This is a genomic window from Bradyrhizobium sp. CCGUVB14, assembly GCF_024199935.1.
Lineage (GTDB): Bacteria > Pseudomonadota > Alphaproteobacteria > Rhizobiales > Xanthobacteraceae > Bradyrhizobium.
Genome location: NZ_JANADS010000001.1, coordinates 5,567,764 through 5,587,606, shown reverse-complemented (window position 1 = coordinate 5,587,606; position 19,843 = coordinate 5,567,764). Strand labels below are relative to the sequence as shown.

The following is a 19,843-nucleotide window of genomic DNA, read 5'->3' as shown; positions in this document are numbered from 1 at the left end:
TTCACTTCAAATAGGTTCGGACGACGTCGATGAGGTCGGCGGCGCCCTTGGCCTTCTCCGGATCCTTCTCATGCGCGGGATCCACGACATGGTGGCGGATGTGGTCTTCCAGCAGCTCGGTGGTGAGACCGCTGATCGCGCCCTTCACCGACGCCACCAGCATCAGCACGTCGGCACAGCCGATCTCCGACTCCAGCGCGCGCTCGACGGCCTCGAGCTGGCCCTTGATGCGCCGGACCCGGCCGATGAGCTTCGACTTGTGCTTGATCGTGTGCGACATCCCAATAAGATAGGGGGGTACCCTATCTGAGTCAATGTGCTTACGCTGCAGCGCAATCGGTGCTGCCGGTAAGGGGAGATGGGTCCGCGGCTCAACTTGTCCGCCGTTCGCGGCTCGAAATGGACTAGTATGGCTGCGGCCACCACGCGCGGGAGGAGGCCAACATGCTGATGCGTGCACTCGTTCTCGGAGTTTCGCTTCTGCTCACGACGGCCCTGCCGGCTGACTCAAGGGGAAGCTCCCCGTCCAAGGATGATCCCTGGAATCCGGAGCATATCGGCATCCTGCCTCCTGAAATCCGCCACTACATCGCCAGCATGTGCAAGGGACCGGCGAGCGCCCAGCACGATTTCGCGACCTATTCTCCGGCCGAGAAGCGCTGGCGCATCAACATCGAATATCTCCGCTGCGAGGGCCTCACCGAAGTGCGCCACGGACACCAATGCATCGATGTCGATTTCGTCGAGGTCGGCTCGCATTTCCGGCTGGCGAGCAAGCAATATCGCGATTGCGGTTTCTGAAAATCATAATGCTGCTTGCGCCGCGAGGGCGACTCAGTCGCAGCTCGGCGTCGTCACCGCAAAACCGGTCGCGCTCTGCGAATCATGAAATCAAAGGTTGTGGATTGTCATCTTCGTGGGGGTATCACGGTAGGCCAATCCGTGTCTTCCCGGTAACGATTGTGCTGTCAACGCAACACTCACGGTGGATTTAACCCTCATCACCGGTCGTTCGCATCAGCGCCGCTTTTTGGCCACACCCGAACATGAATACAATCGCTCTAATGTTTCAGGGGCTGGGCTGGTCCCTTGCAGGCGGCGGGAAATCCCAAGGTCGATTCAAATCTTGGGTTTGATGTTCCGGGTCTGACAAGGGTTAGCCAAGGAAACTGGTCGCAATGGACGCCAAGACCAACATCAAGCAGAGGCTGCCGAGCCGTCACGTGACGGAAGGCCCTGCGCGTGCGCCCCACCGGTCCTACTTCTACGCCATGGGCCTGACCACCGATCAGATCCACCAGCCCTTCGTCGGCGTCGCCTCGTGCTGGAACGAGGCCGCGCCCTGCAACATCGCCCTGATGCGCCAGGCGCAGGCGGTGAAGAAGGGCGTCGCATCCGCCGGCGGCACCCCCCGCGAATTCTGCACCATCACCGTCACCGACGGCATCGCCATGGGCCATGACGGCATGCGTTCCTCGCTGCCGTCGCGCGAATGCATCGCCGATTCCGTCGAGCTGACCGTGCGCGGTCACGCCTACGACGCGCTGGTCGGCCTTGCCGGCTGCGACAAGTCGCTGCCCGGCATGATGATGGCGATGGTCCGCCTCAACGTGCCCTCGATCTTCATCTACGGCGGCTCGATCCTGCCCGGCAATTTCCGCGGGCAACAGGTCACCGTGCAGGACATGTTCGAGGCCGTCGGCAAGCACTCGGTCGGCGCCATGTCGGACGAGGATCTCGACGAAATCGAGCGCGTGGCGTGCCCCTCGGCCGGCGCTTGCGGCGCCCAGTTCACGGCCAACACCATGGCGACCGTCTCGGAAGCCATTGGGCTCGCGCTGCCTTACTCGGCCGGCGCTCCGGCACCGTATGAAATCCGCGATGCCTTCTGCATGACTGCGGGCGAGAAGGTCATGGACCTGATCGCCCAGAATATCCGGCCGCGCGACATCGTCACCCGCAAGGCGCTGGAGAATGCGGCGGCCGTGGTTGCTGCGTCCGGCGGTTCGACCAATGCTGCACTGCACTTGCCGGCGATCGCGCATGAGTGCGGCATTAAGTTTGACTTATCCGACGTCGCCGAAATCTTCAAAAAGACACCATATGTCGCGGATTTGAAGCCGGGTGGCCGTTATGTCGCCAAAGACATGTTTGAAGTAGGTGGCATACCGCTTCTGATGAAGACGCTGCTCGACAACGGATTTCTCCACGGCGACTGCATTACGGTCACCGGTCGAACGATCGCCGAAAACCTCAAAAGCGTGAAGTGGAATCCGCACCAGGACGTGGTGCACCCGGCAGACAAGCCCATCACCGTTACAGGCGGTGTGGTCGGTCTGAAGGGCAATTTGGCGCCAGAAGGTGCGATCGTGAAAGTCGCGGGAATGTCCAACCTCAAGTTTACCGGTCCGGCCAGGTGCTTCGACCGCGAGGAGGATGCTTTCGAGGCGGTCCAGAAGCGCACCTACAAGGAAGGCGAAGTCATCGTGATCCGCTACGAGGGCCCCAAGGGCGGCCCCGGCATGCGGGAGATGCTCCAGACCACCGCGGCGCTGACCGGCCAGGGCATGGGCGGTAAGATCGCACTCATCACCGACGGCCGCTTCTCCGGCGCCACCCGCGGCTTCTGCATCGGCCATGTCGGGCCTGAGGCTGCGGTCGGCGGCCCGATCGGGCTGCTCGAGGACGGCGACATCATCGAGATCGACGCCGACAACGGGACTCTTAACGTAAAATTGAGCGACGCCGAGCTCGCCCAGCGCAAAACCAAATGGAGCGCTCGCGCGACTAACCACACGACGGGCGCGCTCTGGAAATATGCCCAACAGGTTGGACCAGCGGTCGGGGGGGCAGTGACCCATCCGGGCGGCGCGCACGAGAAGCAGTGCTATGCGGACATCTAGGCGTACCATTGTTGCGTTTGTGTTGGGGGCTACCGCGCTGGCCGCGCCGGCGCTCGCTTTCGACGGCGCGCCGGTCAACCAGAAGGATGCGACCATCCCGGTCGTGACCACCTTGCCCGGTGCTGCGGGAACGGTGCGCAAGTCGGCGCCGCCGGTCGCGCCCCAGGAAACTTCGCTCAGCGCCCTGCAATATGCCGCCGAGGGCGGTCACCCGATCGCGCAGTGGAAGCTCGGCCGCATGTACGCCAATGGCGACGGCGTCGCCCAGGACGATGTGCGCGCCTTCGACTATTTCACCAAGATCGCGAACGCGCATGCCGAGGACAGCCCGTCGGCGCCGCAGGCGCAGGTCGTGGCCAACGCCTTCGTCGCGCTCGGCCGCTATTATCTGAGCGGCATCCCGAATTCGAAGATCAAGGCCGACCCGGATCGTGCACGGGAGATGTTTTCCTATGCCGCCTCCTATTTCGGCAATGCGGACGCCCAGTACGACCTCGCCCGGCTGTATCTGAAGACGCCGGACGCTTCGCGCGAAGATTTCCGCTACGGCGCGCGCTGGCTCGGCCTCGCCGCCCAGAAGGGCCAGCATGAGGCCCAGGCGCTGCTCGGACAGATGCTGTTCAACGGCGACCGCCTGCCGCGGCAGGCCGCGCGCGGCCTGATGTGGCTGACGCTCGCGCGTGACAGCGCCGGCACCGACGAGACCTGGATCAAGGAAAACTACAACCGCGCCTTCGCCAAGGCGTCGGACGACGACCGCGCCATGTGCCTGCAGATGCTGGAGCAGTGGGTGCAGGGCCGCCGCGAGTAGTTCGGCAGCAGAGCTGCCGTAGGGTGGGCAAAGGCGCAAAGCGCCGTGCCCACGATCTCTTCATGATCGAAACATGTGGTGGGCACGCTTCGCTTTGCCCACCCTACGGCAGTTGCGGCGTAAGACTTACGCCGCCTCCAGATCCAGATCCGCCCACACCGGCACGTGGTCCGACGGCTTCTCCCAGGCCCGCACATAGCTGTCGATGCCGACATTGGCGAGCTTGTCGCTGGCCTGGGGCGACAGCAGCAGATGGTCGATGCGCAGGCCCTGGTTCTTCTGCCAGGCCCCGGCCTGGTAATCCCAGAAGGTGTAGAGCCCGGGCTCGTCGGTGACGGCGCGCAGGGCGTCGGTCAGGCCGAGGCCGAGCAGGGACTGGAAGCTCTCCCGCGTCTCCGGCTTGAACAGGGCGTCCTCCGCCCAGGCGGCGGGATTGTGGACGTCGCGGGCATGCGGAATGACGTTGAAGTCGCCTGCGAGGATCAGCGGCTCCTCGGTCTTAAGGCGCTCCTTCGAATACTCAAGAAGCCGCGACATCCATTTGAGCTTGTAGGGATATTTCTCGGTCCCGACCGGATTGCCATTGGGCAGATAGAGGCAGGCGATGCGCAGCACCCCGCGCTTGAGCGTCACCACGCCCTCGAGGAAACGGGCGTGGCTGTCCTCGTCGTCGCCGGCGAGCCCTGACTTGGTCTCGTCGAATTTGAGCTTGGAGAGCAACGCGACGCCGTTGAACGTCTTCTGTCCGTGGGTCACCACGTTGTAGCCGAGCGCCTCGATCTCCAGCCGCGGGAAGGCGTCATCGACGCATTTGATCTCCTGCAGGCAGACGATGTCCGGCTGGCATTCCCTGAGCCACGTCAGCAGCAGATCGATCCGCTGCCGGACCGAATTCACGTTCCAGGTGGCTACTCTGATGGGCATGGGTGAGGGCTCCGGGCAGGGGCCATGGTTAGAACAAAATGCAAACCTTCCCGTCAAGGATGCCGCAAAATCTCCCACAAAATTAACCGGGCTTAAGCCGGCACTGGGCCATTGATGCGGAAAAGGTTTTTCAAATGGGATGGCCGGATAAATCCATGAAGCCAGGCGAGCCGCGAGACGGCCTGATCGGTGCGTTCCTGTATTGGCTCGGCGGCTTCGAGATCGAGGACGGCCTCACCGCGGGTCTCAGCGAGCGCGAGCTGCGTCGCATCCGCGCCAAGCAGATCGATGCAGTGACGCGAGCCGTCCCGATGACGATGTCCGTCACCATGCTCAACGTCGCCATCGTGCTGATCCTGTTCTGGGGCAGGGGCTGGAACGACTTCCTCGCGATCTGGGGCATGACCCTTGCCGTCACCGCCTCGCTCGCCGTTCGTGCGTGGTGGCGCGCGCAGCAGAATCCGCCGCAGGAAGCGTCACGACGCGCGACGCGGCAGATGCTGCGGCAAGCGTTTTTCCTCGCGGCGATCTGGGGCACGCTGCCGCTCGCTCTGTTTAGCCGGGTTGGGCCGACCAGCCAGCTCATCCTGGCCTGCCTGATGGTCGGCATGATGTCCGGCGGTGCCTTCACGCTCTCGACCTTCCCGCGTGCGGGCCTCGTCTATCTCGCGACGATGACGATCGCCTGCGCCGGCGCGATGCTGATGTGCGGTGCGGGTCCGTATGCCCTGACTGCGGTATTCCTGCTGCTGTTCGCGTTCTTCATGGCGCGCAACATCGTCTCGCAGGGCAATCTGTTCCTCGGCAATCTCAAGGCCCAGCTCGAGCTCGAACGCCAGACCGAGATCATCTCGCTGCTGCTGAAGGATTTTCAGGAGAACGCCAGCGACTGGCTGTGGCAGACCGATGCGGGAGGACACCTCACCGACGTGCCGCAACGCTTCGCCGACGTCGCGCAATTGCCGCTTCCGCTGCTGAAGGGATCGCTGTTCGCCGATGTGCTCGACATGCTCTGCCCCGAGGACAAGGCGGCGGCCTACAACGTCGTCGGACTGATGGAGCACGCCGAGCCGCTGCACGAGATGAATTTGAAGGTGGTTGCGGGCGGCGAGGCGCGGCTGTGGTCGCTGACGGCGAAACCGTCCTATGACCGCGACGGGCAATTTTTGGGCTATCGCGGCTTCGGCCGCGACGTTACCGAGCGCTGGCGCGCCGAAAAGGCCGAGGCCGAGAGCCGGGCCAAGTCCGATTTCCTGGCCGTGATGAGCCACGAGATCCGCACGCCCATGAACGGCGTGCTCGGACTTGCCAGCATGCTGCTCGAAACAAAACTCGATCCGGAGCAGCGCGAGGCCGTCACGACGATCCACGAGTCCGGTGACAACCTCCAGCGCATCCTCAACGACATCCTCGATCTGTCCAAGCTCGAAGCGGGGCGCTTCGCGTTCGAGGCCATCGACTTCGCGCCGCAGACGCTGGTCGAGACGGTCGCGACCGTGGTGCGCGCGAGCGCCAAGTGCAAGGGGCTTGCGGTCAAGGTCGAGCTGGATCCGAACCTGCCGCCGACACTGCGCGGCGACGTCGCGCGCATCCGCCAGGTGTTGCTCAATCTCGCCTCCAACGCGGTGAAGTTCACCGACCATGGCGAGGTGACGATCAAGGCCATCTGCCAGGCGCGCCGCGATCTGCTCGCGACCGTCGAATGGACCGTCACCGACAGCGGCATCGGCATTGCGCCCGAGAAGCTCGGGCAGCTGTTCTCGGACTTCGCCCAGGCCGATGCCTCGATCAGCCGCCGCTTCGGCGGCACCGGCCTCGGTCTCGCGATCTCCCGGCGCATCATCGAGCAGATGGGCGGCACCATTGGCGTCACCTCGACGCCGGGCGAGGGCTCGACCTTCTGCTTCACGCTGGTGCTCCCGTGGAGCCAGGCGCAGACCTCCAGTCAGGACGCGGGCCGCGATGAAGCCGACGATCTGGCGGCTCGCATTGCGAGCCTCGACCGGCCGCTGAGGGTGCTGGTCGCCGAGGATGATGCCGTCAACCGCATGGTCGTGAGCAAGATGCTCGGTGCCTTCGAGGTCGAGCTCCGGGTCGTTGCCGACGGCGTCGAGGCTGTCGCGGCCGTCTCCGAAGGCGATTACGACATCGTGCTGATGGACGTCCGCATGCCCGAGATGGATGGCCTTGCTGCGACCCGTGCGATCCGCGCGGAAGGCGGGCGCTTCGGGGCGCTGCCGATCATCGCACTGACGGCCAACGCATTCCCCGAAGACGTCAAGATCTGCCGCGAGGCCGGCATGTCGGACTTTTTGGCGAAGCCGCTACGGAAGCCCGCGCTGGCCGCGGCACTTCTGCGCGCGCTGGACGGCCACGTCATGACGGACGACGCGCCGCTTCAGCCGGAGCTCATGCCTGATGAGGTGGAGTGGACCGACGAGGAAAGGCAGATGACGGGGGCGTAGGCGTTAACCGCGTGCATGAAGATGCGTTTCGGACTGGTTGGCCGGACGCAGGCAATTCGAAGGCACCGTGTTACCTTGAACCCATGCGCCTCCTTGCCCTGCTTCTCATCTTGTTCACGGCCTCCGCCCGCGCCGGCGACGGGCCGTTGATGAGCGCGCACATGATGTTGCCCGTGGTGATCTCCGGCAACAAGGTGTCGCTGGAAAGCTTCGTCATTCGTCCTGATCGCCCCGGCAAATTTCCTCTCGTCGTGATCACGCACGGAATGCCTCACGGCTTCGGCGAGGAATTCTTCACTGAAATCCTCAACCGCTCTCCGGTGGACTACAGCAAGGCAGCCGTCGCCTTCGCGCAGCGAGGATATGCAGTGGTCTCGATCATGCGTCGTGGCTATGGCCGATCTGGGGGCGGGTTCTCCGAGTCTGCGCGGCAGACCTGCGACTATCTTCCGGCCGTGCGCGCTGCTAGCGACGATATCATTGCGGCGGTCGCTTCACTGCGCAATGAGCCCTGGGTCGACGCTGAGCATGTTGTCTTGCTCGGTCATTCCGTTGGGGGGCTCACGGTGATGGGCGTCGCCGCACAGAACATACCGGGGGTCGTTGGCGCCGTGAATTTTGACGGCGGTCGAAATAGCTTCTCCGCACCCAACCAACCTTGCTCGCCTGATCATCTGGTCGATACAGTCGCCGCATTGGGGCACACGGCCCGTATCCCCATGCTTTGGCTTTATGCCGAGAACGATCAATTCTACGGTCCAGACTTGGCACGGCGCATGTTCGCGGCCTACAGCGCTGACGGTGCGCCTGCGCAGTTGCATGTGCTGCCTCCGTTCGGATCGAACGGCCACAATACCGTCATGCTCGCGCCGGCAGACACCTGGTTTCCATCCGTTGACCCTTTTCTTGAAAAGTTGGGTCTTCCAACCAGGACTGTCATAGCGGCGCCGTTGTTTGCAGAGCTGCCGATCCCGCCGGGGGCTGTCGCCGCTTGCCAGGAATCGTTCGCGGCCTACCTCGCCAATCCCGATGACGTCAAGGCCTTCGCGGTGAGCACGGGCGGCCACTGCGGGACTGGATTTGGTCGCACAGCCGTCGAGGCGCGCGAGCCTGCTGTGATGAGATGCAAGATCAATTCGCACGGCGAAGATTGCAGGCTTTACGCGGTCGGACAGAAGCTTGCGGGGGATTGAACTGCAGTCCAAGCGGCGCCGTTACAGTTTCCATAGACTCGCCCGGCGACCGCCTTCAGCCGCTATTGGTGCGGCCACGGCAGGCGAAGATCGGCATTGTTGAATGCACCTGCGCAATTTGAAGCTTACTCGGGTCCTCGCACGTAGAGCGAGATAAACCGGTCGATCATCGGGTTGATCTGCTCCGGCACTTCCAGCGACAGGAAATGCCCGGAGCCTACGGCCTTCGCGGTGATCAATTGCGGGCACAGCGCCGCAAAACGATCCAGATCCGCAAGCCGATGGGCCGCTTCGATGTAGAGCACCGGGACCCGGCACGCCTGGGCGCACTCGCGCGCCCGATGCTCATCCCAGGGGAACAGACTTTCAAACGTGGATACCAGCACGTGCTGTGGCGTCGCCAGGAAGGTCTGTTCAACATGGGCGCGGCAGGCGTCCGTCGGCAGACAGGAGTCCGCCACGATTTTCCGCGCCTCGTCCGTAAAGTTCGGCCCGCTCAGGCCTTCCAAATAGCCGGTGAACACCGTGCCTGCTGAGGCAGGGAAGAACACCCCTGAATCGAGCAGCACCAGGCCCGCAGGAAAATCCGGATAGCGGGCGGCGATTTCGAGCGCCATGTTGCCACCCATGCTCTGACCCACGATGACCGGCTTTGCGATCTGCTGTTGGTTGCAAAGCCAGACGAGATCATCGGCGAAGCCCTCGATCGAATACACCTGTTGCGGCTTGTCGCTTTCACCATGCCCCCGCAACTCGGCATTCAACGCCCGACCTTGACGGCCGAAATACGCCATCTGCGGCGCAAAATGCGTGCGATCGCCGCCGAGGCCATGGACGAAAAGAAATTGCAGCGGTCCCGCCCCGGCGATGTCGAAGGAAAGCTGGATGCCATCACGCGCGAGTTTCATGGATCATCTCCGTATTCACCGACATGTCCGGGTGTCTCTAGCGAGACCTTGATCTAAGTGGAGCGCCACCGCCGATGAAGATGGCCACTTGTTTCGCTGTGGCGCTATGATTTCGGTTCATCAGCCGTCGGGAAGTGAGAGCGAGAGGACGACTCGTTCAAGGGCTTGCAGGATTCGGTCGCGATCGCCCAAGCTATAATGCGACGAGATCTCGAGTTGTCGCGTCCGTCCAAAAGCCATGACTTTGGTCGAGAAGGTCACCTCGTCACCGTCGGCCCGTCGGTTCTCGCGCAGAACGACTCCACGGCAGTCCGAACCAGCAATGACCCGGCTGCCAGGGGTTCCTTGATAAAGGGCGAAGGCCGCATTCGTCGTCTGCTCGAGTTTCTCAGGACTGCCGAGGGGTAACAGCGAGAGTTGGGACAGCAAGATGTAGGAGCCATTGACCCCTGACGCTTCCAGCGGCGTCGCCGGTGGCACGATGCTCAGGATGAGTTGATTGCCGACCAGGCGGGGATTGAGATCGTCGAGGGTCAAATACACCCGCAACTCCGCCAGCGCCTCCGACGCCGATGGGGAGGGACGTACCGCGAGTGACGCAATCAGTGCATCAGTCACATCCCGCCAGCGCGCGATCTGTCCGCCGGGGATCGACAAGAACTGTGAACCAAGCGTGCTCGTCGAAATCCTGATCTGCCCGATCCAGTGGTCGTCTCGAAACACATGAGTGTTCGCAGCATAGTCGGCGTCATGTTCATCGAACCGCTGGTCGCGGAAATGCCGATGCTCTATGCCCGGCGAAAGAAAGCCCGATGCAATGAGAGCATGACGGGCCGGTGCCAACATCCGATCGTCCCAATCCGCGTCGATTCGCAGGGCTTCCCTGACTTCCACCTGGAGCGTGTGGTCTGGCGACAGGAGATGCCAACTGTTTGTCTGGGGGGTGATAGTTGCCGGACGCTGAAAACCGATCCGGCCGCCCGGAACGAAATACATGCCCGAGTCTCCTGCGCCATGCGCTTGCGCCGGCAAGCCGGTTGTCACCATTGCGGCCATGGCTGCGATAACATCCCTGCGGCTCAATCGGCACGTCGCGACGTGCTCACTTACGCGCCGCAAGATCATCGGCATTCTTCCGCGGGCATGGGTCTGTCGAAAGCACGGTCGATAGCGGCGCTTCCCGCCGCATGTGCATTTGGTCGTGTTGGGCAGACAACGGGTTCATGGTCGATCCCGCCAATCGGGCCGACAGCAGTCGCACCATCAACTCATTTGAGGCCGTTCTGCCCGCCGCGCCTCCGAGATGGCGCTGCTGACGAGATTCCAGCTTTCTCTAAGGATTGGACTGCAGCGGGGGCCGCTTCGGCGTTGGGCCGTATCGAGCCCGCCGCGTCTGTGTGTCAGGTCGAGCTCCCCGACCCTGGGATCTCGCGATGATCACCTATTACCCCTGTTTTGCCCGACGGGTCAAATTGTTTTCGTAAAATACGAAATTCACCGTGCCGACCGGCCGGCTACGGTGCATGGGGTTGTTTACGGATTTTGAGTTCGGCTAGATCGAGAAGCTGGTGCCGCAGCCGCAGGACGCCGTCGCATTGGGATTGTTGACGCGGAACGAGGCGCCGATCAGATCGTCGACGAAATCCACCTGCGAGCCCGCCAGGAACGGCTGGGAGGCGGAATCGACCAGCACCACCGCGTTCTCCTGCTCGATCACGAGATCGTCGTCGGTGCGGTCGCGGTCGATGTCGAACTTGTACTGGAAGCCGGAGCAGCCGCCGCCCTCGACCGAGATGCGCAGCATCGCGCCTGTGCCTTCGCACTTGAGGATCTCCCCGATCCGGCGGGCGGCGCGGTCACTGATGGTCACAGGGGTGGTCATAGTTCGTCTCCGATAGGCCCGCGTCATAGCCAATTCATTTGGTATCCCGCGTCCGGCATAGTTAAGTGCAAGGATACGCAGAATCAAATGGATAGGGACTAAATTCGTCGTGTCCGTCGGAATGGCTGCCCCCCGCGCGCCCTATGCCTGCGACCCCGAGCGCAGCCGTGGCCGGCTGGTCGCCGAGCCTCCGAGCCGGACCCGCAGCCCGTTCCGGCGGGATTGCGACCGGGTGATCCATTCCACCGCGTTCCGCCGCCTGAAGTACAAGACCCAGGTGTTCGTGTTCCACGAGGGCGACCATTACCGCACCCGGCTGACCCATTCGCTGGAGGTCGCGCAGATCGCCCGCGCGCTGGCCCGCCAGCTTGGGCTCGACGAGGACCTCACGGAAACCCTGGCGCTCGCCCATGATCTCGGTCATCCGCCGTTCGGCCATGCCGGCGAACGGGCGCTGGATGCTTGCCTGAAGGATTTCGGCGGCTTCGACCATAACGCCCAGGCGCTTCGCGTCGTCGGCTCGCTGGAGCACCGCTATCCCGAGTTCGACGGGCTGAACCTGACCTGGGAGTCGCTCGAAGGCATCGTCAAGCACAACGGCCCGCTGACCGACCGCAGCGGTGCGCCGGTCGGGCGCTATCGCGAGCATGGCATTCCCGTCGGAATCGCCGACTACATCAAGAGCTACGACCTCGAATTGTGGAGCTTCGCCTCGCTGGAGGCCCAGGTCGCGGCGATCGCCGACGACATCGCCTACGACGCCCACGACATCGACGACGGCCTGCGCGCGGGTCTGTTCCACCTCGACGATCTCAAGGTGATGCCGCTCACGGCCGAGATCATCGCCGAGACCTCGGCGCATTATCCCGATCTCGAAGACGTCAGGCGTGGGGCCGAGCTGGTGCGCGAGCTGATCTCGCACCTGATCGGCGCGGTGTTCGCAGAGGCGCAGAAGAACATCGCCGCCGTCCGGCCGCAGTCGGCCCAGGACGTGCGCCAGCAGAGCCGGGCGCTGGTCGCTTTCCCGGCGGAGGTTGCCGCAGAGGAGGCTGCCATCAAGCGCTTCCTCTTCGGGCACATGTACCGCCACAAGCGGGTGGTGCGGGTGATGGCGGAGGCGGAACAGATCCTGTTCGACTTGTTCGCAAAGTACCTGACATCACCAGCCGACCTCCCGCCGGAATGGCTGGTCGGAGCAGAGGCGGACGACGAGGGCGACCGGGCCCGCCGGATCGGCAATTTCATTGCCGGAATGACCGACCGTTTCGCCCTGACCGAGCACCAGCGGCTCTTTGACTCGACCCCGGATTTGCGTTAGGCGGCGCCCATGCCCGACACATCCTCAGCACCGCATCTGTTCGCCGACGTGCTCGCACGCGTGCACGCCGCCTGCCGCGCGCTCGCGGCGGAAGCCAACTGGCCCGAGGGCATCGATTTCTCGCGCGTGGTGGTCGAGCCGCCGCGCGATGCGACCCATGGCGACATGGCGACCAACGCCGCCATGGTGCTTGCGAAAGAGGCAAAGGCAAAGCCCCGGGACCTCGCCGAGCAGATCGCCGAGCGGCTTCGCGCCGACGCACTGATTGCCAAGGTCGACGTCGCCGGTCCCGGTTTCATCAACCTGACCCTGAACCCGACCGCCTGGGCCGAGGCGCTGCGGACGGTACTGCGCGAGGGGGCCGATTACGGCCGCGTCCGCGGCGGCTCCAAGGTCAATGTCGAATACGTCTCGGCCAATCCGACCGGACCGATGCATGTCGGCCACTGTCGCGGCGCCGTGTTCGGCGACGCGCTGGCGAGCCTGCTTCAGTTCGGCGGCCACGACGTCACCCGCGAATATTACATCAACGACGCCGGCGCCCAGGTCGATGTGCTCGCGCGCTCTGCGTTCCTGCGGTATCGCGAGGCGCTCGGCGAGGATATCGGTGCGATTCCGGAAGGGCTCTATCCGGGCGACTATCTGAAGCCGGTCGGCGCAGCGCTGGCGAAGGAGCATGGCGACAAGCTGCTCGCGATGAGCGAGGCGCAATGGCTGCCGACGGTGCGGGCCAAGGCGATCGCGATGATGATGGACGAGATCAAGGACGATCTCGCCGCGCTCAACATCCGCCACGACGTGTTTTTCTCGGAGCGCTCGCTGATCGAGAGCGGCAACAACAAGGTTGCAGAGACCATCTCGTTCCTGCAGGCCAAGGGCGACATCTATGAAGGCCGCCTGCCGCCGCCGAAGGGCGCGCCGGTCGAGGACTGGGAAGACCGCGAGCAGTTGCTGTTCAAGGCGACCGCCTACGGCGACGACGTCGATCGTCCGCTGATCAAGTCGGACAATTCCTATACCTACTTCGCCTCCGACATCGCCTACCACAAGAACAAGTTCGACCGTGGTTTTGCGGAGATGATCGACGTCTGGGGCGCCGATCACGGCGGCTACATCAAGCGTATGCAGGCCGCAGTGAAGGCGACGACCTCCGGCAAGGGGGAGCTCGACGTCAAGATCGTCCAGCTCGTGAAGTTGCTGCGCAACGGCGAACCGGTGAAAATGTCCAAGCGGAGCGGGGACTTCGTCACCTTGCGTGAGGTGGTGGATGAAGTCGGCCAGGATGCCGTTCGCTTCATGATGCTCTACCGCAAGAACGACGCGGTGCTCGACTTCGACCTTGCCAAGGTCATGGAACAGTCGCGGGACAATCCCGTGTTCTACGTCCAGTACGGCCACGCCCGCGGTCATTCGATCTTCCGCAACGCGCGGGCGGAGGTGTTCCCGGAACTCCCCGAGGATGCCGACAAGCGGATCACCTGGCTCGGTGAGTCGGCGGTGGAGCGGCTGTCTGACCCTGTCGAACTCGACCTTCTCAAGCGCCTTGCAATTTATCCTCGCATGCTGGAAGCCGCTGCCGCGGCCCACGAGCCGCACCGTATTGCCTTTTATCTCTATGACTTAGCGAGCGAATTTCACGCACTTTGGACGAGGGGGCGCGATTTGCCCTATTTACGCTTCATTATCAATAATGATGCAGTTCTAACAAAGGCGCGACTGGCCATGGTCCAGGGCGTCGTCTCTGTCCTGGCATCGGGCCTCGCCATCCTCGGCGTCCATGCTCCGGACGAGATGCGGTAGTTTGGGGCGAACTACTTAAGGGGAATATTTGGGGGTACCGGCAGAAGCCGGATCGCTTAGACTTGGTTGAAAGCCTTGTGGGTCGAAAGCCGCGCCTTGGTCGAGGGGCGCGCGGCTTTCCCGAAGGGACGCATCATCACGATGGCCGAACGATATCAGCACCGACCGTTTCCTTCCGACGACTTTGGTCGCGGTGGCGATCAGCATGGGAGAGCGGAGACCGATCCCTTGGCCGAACTCGCCCGCCTGATTGGACAGACCGATCCGTTCGCAGCGCAGGGTCGTCCAGGTGCGCCGCCGGCAGCAGCGCCAGCGCCTGCGCAAACTTATCAGGACGACGATTATTCGCAGGACGGCTATCAGCACGACTATGCCGCCGAGCAGTCGGCCGCGCCGCAGCCGGGGCCGCCGTCATGGATGCGGCGCGCCAACGTGCAACCGCAGCCGGCGCTCGAGCCCGACTATCCCGTCGCCGTGAATCCCGTTCATCCCCTGCATCGCTATTCAGCCCAGCCGGCTGCGCCGGAGCCTGAGTTTCATCAGCCGCAGGCCTATCAGGATCGCGCCTACCAGGATCAGGCTTACCAACAGCAAGCCTACCATCAGGAGCAGGCCCAGGAGCAAGCGTACGAGCAGCCCGATCCGGCGCGCTACGATGATGCGCTCTACGGGCGGCTCGAGTCGGGCGAGCAGGATTTTCAGCGTGAGCCGGCCTATCCGGACGACCCTTACGCGTTCCAGAGCGACTATCCCGAGGCCGATCTCGACGAGCCCAGGAAATCGCGCGGCGGCATGATGACGGTTGCCGCGATCCTCGCGTTGGCTGTGGTCGGAACTGGTGCGGCCTTCGCCTACAAGACCTATATCGGCTCGCCCCGCAGCGGCGAGCCGCCGATCATCAAGGCCGACAACACGCCGACCAAGATCGTGCCGGCGCCGTCGGACTCCTCGGCCAAGGTGCCGGACCGCATGGTGAGCGGCGACGGCAGCGAGAAGATCGTGCCGCGCGAGGAGGCGCCCGTCGATGTCAATGCCAAGGCGGCAGGTCCCCGCGTGGTGTTTCCGCCGCTGAATCCGAATGCGAACCCGCCGCCGGTTGCGAGCGTGTCGCCGTCCAACATTCCGCCACAGAATGCCGGTCCGGTCCCGAGCAACGGGACGATGCCGAACAGTGCGCCGCGCTCGATCAAGACCGTGGCTGTGAAGGGTGATCAGACCGACAGCGCCGTGCCGCAGACCGCCGCAGCCTCGGCGGCCAAGCCGGTCGCGCCGCCGAAGCCGGTCGCTGCACCGGCTGCACCGGCCGCACCGCGTACGCCGCCGACCTCGGCCAATGCCAGCGTCAACCAGCCGCTCTCGCTGGCGCCGCAGGCTGGGCCCGCGGAGCAGGCGCAGCGGATGGCTGCGAACACTCCGACCCAAATCGCGCCCGCGCCCGGCGGCGGCGGTGGCTTCGTCGTGCAAGTGTCCTCGCAGCAGAGCGAGGATAGTGCCGCCGCGTCCTACCGGGTGCTGCAGAGCAAATATGGCAGTGTGCTCGGCGGCCGCTCGCCGGTCATCAAGCGCGTCGACCTGACCGATAAGGGCAAGGGGATCGTCTACCGCGCCTTCGCCGGACCATATGGCTCGGCCGACGAGGCGGTGCAGGCCTGCAACAATCTGAAGTCGGCTGGTCTGCCGTCCTGCTTCGTCCAGAGGAATTAGCGGCCGTTTCCTTGACCCCCTCCCGGGGCAAGGTTAATCGGCCCCTATGAGCACGCGGGCCTTCAATACCGGCGTATCCGGAACGGAACTGACCGCTGCCAGGCGGGCGTTTAGCCGTGCTGAATGCCCATGGGACTTCATTCCCTTCAGTCGCCGCGTCGGAATTGGCACGCAAGTCCCGGTGCCGCTTAGAGAATCGATCGCTATTGGGGTAACCGCGGCCAATCGCGGCGACCTCAGCATTCCCGTGGATGGCGCTGCCGAGCCCGCCCATCCAATGACGACTTCTGCGACAATGATTGCTCAGGTGATTCGCAGCGCAGTCGGGTTCCAGGGTTTGTTAATGAGTGATGACGTGCCGATGAACGCGCTGTCCGGAGGCATCGCCGGGCGAATTCGCGCCATCTTCGCAGCCGGCTGCGACACGGCGCTTTACAGCAATGACAATGCGGAACTGGACGCATTGACCGCAACCACGGCATCCGCATGACCGCAGAAATCCTATCGTTTGAAACCGGGCGGCCCGCAGAGCTGGCCGAGGATGAACCGGCGCTGGTCGTCGACGTCGAGGGCTATGAAGGTCCGCTCGACCTATTGCTCGCGCTGGCGCGAAACCAGAAGGTCGATCTCGCCAAGATCTCGATCCTGGCGCTGGCCGACCAGTACCTCCACTTCATCGAAGCTGCGCGAAAGATCCGGCTCGAGCTTGCCGCCGACTATCTCGTGATGGCCGCCTGGCTTGCCTTCCTGAAATCGCGCCTGCTGCTGCCGGAGCCGCCGAGTGCGGAAGGTCCGAGCGCCGAGGAAATGGCGACTGCGCTCGCCAACCGTCTGCGCCGCCTGGAAGCCATTCGCGAAGCCGCCAACCGGCTGATGAACCGGCAGCAATTGCTGCGCGACATTTTCCCGCGCGGTGAGCCCGAGCAGATCGCCGAGATCAGGCATCCGAAATATACCGCGACGCTGTACGACCTGCTCACGGCCTATGCCTCCCAGCGCCAGTCGCGCGTGCTGGCGAGCGTGCATCTGGCCAAGCGTACGGTGTGGTCGCTCGCCGAGGCGCGCGCCACGCTGGAGCGGCTGGTCGGCAGCATCACCGAACAGGACGATTGGGGCGTGCTCGACGATTTCCTGGTCCGTCACGTCGCCGATCCGACGCAGCGTGCGACGGTGTTCGCCTCGAGCTTCGCCGCTGCGCTTGAGCTCGTGCGCGAAGGTCAGCTCGAGCTGAACCAGAAAGAGGCGTTTGCGCCCATCTATTTCCGGAAGGGGCGCCCGAAGCCGGTCGTGGACGCAGCTCCTGCGCCCGATGCGCCGGTCGGTTAAGTGCAAGAAGGAGAAGCTGCCATGGCAAGCCTGGCTGAAGTGCGGGTAGAAGAGGCCGAGCCGATGGAGAACGAGTCCCAGGCACGTCCCGAAGAATTGCGGCTGCTGGAAGCGCTGCTGTTTGCTTCGAATGAACCACTGGATACGGCGACGCTGGCCAAGCGCATGCCCGAGGGCGTCGACGTCAAGGCCGCGCTTGAGCAGCTCCAGGCCGACTACGCCTTGCGTGGCGTGAACCTCGTGCGGGTCGCCAACAAATGGACGTTCCGCACCGCCGGTGATCTGTCCTGGCTGATGACGCGCGAGAGCACCGAGACCCGCCGCCTGTCGCGCGCGGCGATCGAGGTTCTGGCGATCATCGCCTATCACCAGCCGGTGACGCGCGCCGAGATCGAAGAGATCCGCGGTGTCGTCACCTCCAAGGGCACGCTCGACGTGCTGCTGGAGACGGGCTGGATCAAGCCGCGCGGTCGTCGCAAGACGCCCGGCCGCCCGCTGACCTTCGGAACCACTGAGGACTTCCTGTCGCAGTTCACCCTGGAACAGCTTGGCGACCTGCCGGGCCTGGAGGAACTGAAGGGCACCGGCCTGCTGGATTCGCGCCTGCCGACCGGCTTCAGCGTACCGACGCCCTCGGATGACCCGGCGCTGCGTGAGGACGAGGATCCCCTGGAACCGGGCGAGGACCTCGATCTGGCGCTGGCGCCGGCGATCGAGCCCGAGACGCCGCCGGAAGGCGGCAATGAGGGCGGCGAGGGCGGGAGCGAGGAGTGATCCTCCGCCCTTTTTACGGGCCCCCTGCGACCAGTTAACACTAGCAAGATTACGTAGCGCCAACAGCGAATTGGCGCTGCCTTGGTCCTTGTTTTTGAGGCCTGCGAAGCCTACGTTCCGGTCAAGATCGGCCGGGTCCCGGCCATGCGCGTTTGGAGGGTTGCAGGATGGGTTCACTTAGCATTTGGCACTGGATCTTGGTGATCGCAGTGGTCCTGCTGCTGTTTGGCCGCGGCAAGATTTCGGATCTGATGGGCGACGTGGCGCAGGGCATCAAAGCCTTCAAGAAGGGCATGCAGGACGACGACAAGCCCGCCGAGAAGCAGGAGCCCTCGAAGTCCATCGAGCACAATGCCGCGCCGACCGCGGCGCGATCCGACGTCGGCAGCAAGGCCGTCTGAGCCAGGAGCACGCGAGACGCGGGAAGCGGACCCGATCCTGCGCGTGAGGGATTGGGCCGATCGTGGCTTCGCGTGAACGGAAGACGTCATGTTCGACATCGGCTGGAGTGAGCTGGTTCTGATCGGGGTCGTGGCCCTGGTCGCCATTGGCCCGAAAGAGCTGCCGGGCGTGCTGCGCATGGTCGGCCAATGGATGGGCAAGGCCCGCAAGATGGCCGCCGAATTCCAGGGCCAGTTCCAGGAAGCGATGCGCGAGGCCGAGATGGCCGACCTCAAGAAGAGCTTTGACGAGGTCAAGGAAGCCGCCTCCGGCTTCACCGGCGGCGGTCTGATGACCTCGCTGCAGAAGGACGTCAGCGACGCGCTTCGCGTCGATGCGCTCGACAAGCCGGCTGAGACGCCCACGACAACTGCTGTCGAACCGCCGGCAAGTCCGACCACGCCGGAAGCCCCGACACCGGAGACCTTCGTGGAAGCGGAAGCGCATTCGGCCGTGAATGAGCCGCTCGCCATCACAAGTGAGGTCGAGCAGGCGCCGGTCGCACAGGACACTGTTACGCAAGACACGGCGCCATCCGAAGCGATCAAGGACGCCAAAGCGTCATGAGCGACGCCGATATCGAGGCCAGCAAAGCCCCGCTGATGGACCATTTGATCGAGCTGCGGTCGCGGCTGATCAAGGCGCTGCTTGGCTTCGGCGTGGCCTTCATCTTCTGCTTCTTCTTCGCAAAGCAGATCTACAACGTGCTGGTCTGGCCGTTCGTGTGGGTCGCGGGCGCCGAGAACTCGAAGTTCATCTATACGGCGCTGCTGGAATATTTCATCACCCAGCTCAAGCTTGCGCTGTTCGGCGCCGGCTTCATCTCGTTCCCGATCGTCGCGACCCAAATCTACAAGTTCGTCGCGCCCGGCCTCTACAAGCACGAGAAGCAGGCCTTCCTGCCGTATCTGGTCGCGACGCCGTTCTTCTTCGTGCTCGGCGCGGCGCTGGTTTATTTCGTCGTGCTGCCGATGCTGGTCCGCTTCTCGCTCGGCATGCAGCAGATGGGCGGCGATGAGACCGCGCAGATCCAGCTCCTGCCCAAGGTCGGCGAATATCTCTCGCTGATGATGTCGCTGATCTTCGCCTTCGGCATCGCCTTCCAGCTTCCGGTGATCCTGACGCTGCTCGGGCGGGTCGGCATCATCACGTCCAAGATGCTGCGCGAGAAGCGCCGCTATTTCATCGTTCTGGCCTTCATCATCGCGGCAGTCCTGACGCCGCCGGATATCCTCAGCCAGTGTTCGCTCGCGATTCCGCTGCTTGCGCTGTACGAGGGCTCGATCATCGCAGTCTCGATGGTGGAGAAGAAGGCAGCTGCCTCGAAGACGACTACCGGCACGGACGTGTCGACGCCGGCCAATCCGGCGGAGTAGGGCGCCTCGCCCACCGGT

General features: G+C 63.8%; 18 protein-coding genes and 1 pseudogene. 14 read left to right on the top strand and 5 right to left on the bottom strand.

Annotated elements, in window-relative coordinates; all coding sequences use genetic code 11:
* Nucleotide 1: 1 nt before the first annotated feature.
* Nucleotides 2-280 (bottom strand): metal/formaldehyde-sensitive transcriptional repressor, encoded by a 279-nt coding sequence (locus tag NLM32_RS26040; RefSeq protein ID WP_063706516.1) that lies wholly within the window; start codon nt 278-280, stop codon nt 2-4.
* 164 nt (nt 281-444) lie between these two features.
* Here NLM32_RS26040 and NLM32_RS26035 point away from each other — a divergent pair, with 164 nt between their 5' ends.
* The 3 genes from NLM32_RS26035 (at nt 445) to NLM32_RS26025 (ending at nt 3,714) form a co-directional block, all read left to right on the top strand.
* Entirely contained in the window at nt 445-801 is a 357-nt protein-coding gene (locus tag NLM32_RS26035) for a hypothetical protein (protein WP_254131695.1), read from the top strand.
* Nucleotides 802-1,178: 377 nt separating this feature from the next.
* Nucleotides 1,179-2,903, top strand: a complete 1,725-nt coding sequence (gene ilvD / locus NLM32_RS26030; RefSeq protein ID WP_254131694.1) for a dihydroxy-acid dehydratase — start codon at nt 1,179-1,181, stop codon at nt 2,901-2,903.
* Nucleotides 2,890-3,714: a tetratricopeptide repeat protein gene (locus NLM32_RS26025; RefSeq protein WP_254131693.1), complete on the top strand. Its 825-nt coding sequence runs from the start codon at nt 2,890-2,892 to the stop codon at nt 3,712-3,714. Before ilvD ends, NLM32_RS26025 begins: the two co-directional genes overlap by 14 nt.
* Before the next feature lie 126 nt (nt 3,715-3,840).
* Here NLM32_RS26025 and xth read toward each other — a convergent pair whose 3' ends face one another.
* The gene (xth, locus tag NLM32_RS26020; protein WP_254131692.1) at nt 3,841-4,638 is read right to left on the bottom strand and encodes an exodeoxyribonuclease III; all 798 of its coding nucleotides are present in this window, start codon (nt 4,636-4,638) and stop codon (nt 3,841-3,843) included.
* A gap of 134 nt (nt 4,639-4,772) precedes the next feature.
* Between xth and NLM32_RS26015 the strand changes: the two genes are divergently transcribed.
* Entirely contained in the window at nt 4,773-7,103 is a 2,331-nt protein-coding gene (locus NLM32_RS26015; protein ID WP_254131691.1) for an ATP-binding protein, read from the top strand.
* Between the two features lie 83 nt (nt 7,104-7,186).
* Nucleotides 7,187-8,296: a dienelactone hydrolase family protein gene (locus NLM32_RS26010; protein WP_254131690.1), complete on the top strand. Its 1,110-nt coding sequence runs from the start codon at nt 7,187-7,189 to the stop codon at nt 8,294-8,296.
* 125 nt (nt 8,297-8,421) lie between these two features.
* Here NLM32_RS26010 and NLM32_RS26005 read toward each other — a convergent pair whose 3' ends face one another.
* The 3 genes from NLM32_RS26005 to erpA all read right to left on the bottom strand — a co-directional run bounded on the left by NLM32_RS26005 (nt 8,422) and on the right by erpA (nt 11,086).
* Nucleotides 8,422-9,204: an alpha/beta fold hydrolase gene (locus NLM32_RS26005; RefSeq protein ID WP_254131689.1), complete on the bottom strand. Its 783-nt coding sequence runs from the start codon at nt 9,202-9,204 to the stop codon at nt 8,422-8,424.
* A 120-nt stretch (nt 9,205-9,324) separates the two neighbouring features.
* On the bottom strand, nt 9,325-10,200 hold the full coding sequence (locus NLM32_RS26000; protein WP_254131688.1) for a hypothetical protein: 876 nt from the start codon (nt 10,198-10,200) through the stop codon (nt 9,325-9,327).
* A gap of 556 nt (nt 10,201-10,756) precedes the next feature.
* Nucleotides 10,757-11,086, bottom strand: a complete 330-nt coding sequence (gene erpA, locus NLM32_RS25995; protein ID WP_254131687.1) for an iron-sulfur cluster insertion protein ErpA — start codon at nt 11,084-11,086, stop codon at nt 10,757-10,759.
* A 109-nt stretch (nt 11,087-11,195) separates the two neighbouring features.
* Between erpA and NLM32_RS25990 the strand changes: the two genes are divergently transcribed.
* The 9 genes and pseudogenes from NLM32_RS25990 to tatC all read left to right on the top strand — a co-directional run bounded on the left by NLM32_RS25990 (nt 11,196) and on the right by tatC (nt 19,825).
* Nucleotides 11,196-12,404, top strand: a complete 1,209-nt coding sequence (locus NLM32_RS25990; RefSeq protein ID WP_254131686.1) for a deoxyguanosinetriphosphate triphosphohydrolase — start codon at nt 11,196-11,198, stop codon at nt 12,402-12,404.
* Nucleotides 12,405-12,413: 9 nt separating this feature from the next.
* Nucleotides 12,414-14,204 carry an arginine--tRNA ligase gene (gene argS, locus NLM32_RS25985; protein WP_254131685.1) on the top strand — a complete coding sequence of 597 codons (1,791 nt, stop codon included), beginning with the start codon at nt 12,414-12,416 and terminating at the stop codon, nt 14,202-14,204.
* A 141-nt stretch (nt 14,205-14,345) separates the two neighbouring features.
* On the top strand, nt 14,346-15,908 hold the full coding sequence (locus NLM32_RS25980; protein ID WP_254135424.1) for an SPOR domain-containing protein: 1,563 nt from the start codon (nt 14,346-14,348) through the stop codon (nt 15,906-15,908).
* A 247-nt stretch (nt 15,909-16,155) separates the two neighbouring features.
* Nucleotides 16,156-16,386: pseudogene (locus tag NLM32_RS25975) on the top strand (glycoside hydrolase family 3 N-terminal domain-containing protein); the annotation flags it as partial.
* Between the two features lie 8 nt (nt 16,387-16,394).
* A complete protein-coding gene (locus NLM32_RS25970) occupies nt 16,395-17,234 on the top strand; it encodes a ScpA family protein (protein WP_254131684.1) in 840 nt (279 codons plus the stop codon).
* 21 nt (nt 17,235-17,255) lie between these two features.
* Nucleotides 17,256-18,008 (top strand): SMC-Scp complex subunit ScpB, encoded by a 753-nt coding sequence (gene scpB, locus NLM32_RS25965; RefSeq protein ID WP_254131683.1) that lies wholly within the window; start codon nt 17,256-17,258, stop codon nt 18,006-18,008.
* 167 nt (nt 18,009-18,175) lie between these two features.
* On the top strand, nt 18,176-18,409 hold the full coding sequence (locus NLM32_RS25960; protein WP_027529733.1) for a twin-arginine translocase TatA/TatE family subunit: 234 nt from the start codon (nt 18,176-18,178) through the stop codon (nt 18,407-18,409).
* An 88-nt stretch (nt 18,410-18,497) separates the two neighbouring features.
* Nucleotides 18,498-19,016 carry a Sec-independent protein translocase protein TatB gene (gene tatB / locus NLM32_RS25955; protein ID WP_254131682.1) on the top strand — a complete coding sequence of 173 codons (519 nt, stop codon included), beginning with the start codon at nt 18,498-18,500 and terminating at the stop codon, nt 19,014-19,016.
* Nucleotides 19,013-19,825, top strand: coding sequence for a twin-arginine translocase subunit TatC (tatC, locus tag NLM32_RS25950; RefSeq protein ID WP_254131681.1), 813 nt, complete (start codon nt 19,013-19,015; stop codon nt 19,823-19,825). The genes tatB and tatC overlap by 4 nt, the downstream gene beginning before the upstream one ends.
* Nucleotides 19,826-19,843: the final 18 nt, after the last annotated feature.

Bases quoted from the DNA above. Each gene is read 5' to 3' on its own strand.
- xth (WP_254131692.1), bottom strand. From the start codon at position 4,638: ATGCCCATCAGAGTAGCCACCTGGAACGTGAATTCGGTCCGGCAGCGG.
- NLM32_RS26035 (WP_254131695.1), top strand. From the start codon at position 445: ATGCTGATGCGTGCACTCGTTCTCGGAGTTTCGCTTCTGCTCACGACG.
- NLM32_RS25970 (WP_254131684.1), top strand. From the start codon at position 16,395: ATGACCGCAGAAATCCTATCGTTTGAAACCGGGCGGCCCGCAGAGCTG.
- erpA (WP_254131687.1), bottom strand. From the start codon at position 11,086: ATGACCACCCCTGTGACCATCAGTGACCGCGCCGCCCGCCGGATCGGG.
- tatC (WP_254131681.1), top strand. From the start codon at position 19,013: ATGAGCGACGCCGATATCGAGGCCAGCAAAGCCCCGCTGATGGACCAT.
- NLM32_RS26015 (WP_254131691.1), top strand. From the start codon at position 4,773: ATGGGATGGCCGGATAAATCCATGAAGCCAGGCGAGCCGCGAGACGGC.
- NLM32_RS26040 (WP_063706516.1), bottom strand. From the start codon at position 280: ATGTCGCACACGATCAAGCACAAGTCGAAGCTCATCGGCCGGGTCCGG.
- ilvD (WP_254131694.1), top strand. From the start codon at position 1,179: ATGGACGCCAAGACCAACATCAAGCAGAGGCTGCCGAGCCGTCACGTG.
- NLM32_RS26000 (WP_254131688.1), bottom strand. From the start codon at position 10,200: ATGTATTTCGTTCCGGGCGGCCGGATCGGTTTTCAGCGTCCGGCAACT.
- argS (WP_254131685.1), top strand. From the start codon at position 12,414: ATGCCCGACACATCCTCAGCACCGCATCTGTTCGCCGACGTGCTCGCA.
- NLM32_RS25960 (WP_027529733.1), top strand. From the start codon at position 18,176: ATGGGTTCACTTAGCATTTGGCACTGGATCTTGGTGATCGCAGTGGTC.
- NLM32_RS25980 (WP_254135424.1), top strand. From the start codon at position 14,346: ATGGCCGAACGATATCAGCACCGACCGTTTCCTTCCGACGACTTTGGT.
- tatB (WP_254131682.1), top strand. From the start codon at position 18,498: ATGTTCGACATCGGCTGGAGTGAGCTGGTTCTGATCGGGGTCGTGGCC.
- NLM32_RS26025 (WP_254131693.1), top strand. From the start codon at position 2,890: ATGCGGACATCTAGGCGTACCATTGTTGCGTTTGTGTTGGGGGCTACC.
- NLM32_RS26010 (WP_254131690.1), top strand. From the start codon at position 7,187: ATGCGCCTCCTTGCCCTGCTTCTCATCTTGTTCACGGCCTCCGCCCGC.
- NLM32_RS26005 (WP_254131689.1), bottom strand. From the start codon at position 9,204: ATGAAACTCGCGCGTGATGGCATCCAGCTTTCCTTCGACATCGCCGGG.
- scpB (WP_254131683.1), top strand. From the start codon at position 17,256: ATGGCAAGCCTGGCTGAAGTGCGGGTAGAAGAGGCCGAGCCGATGGAG.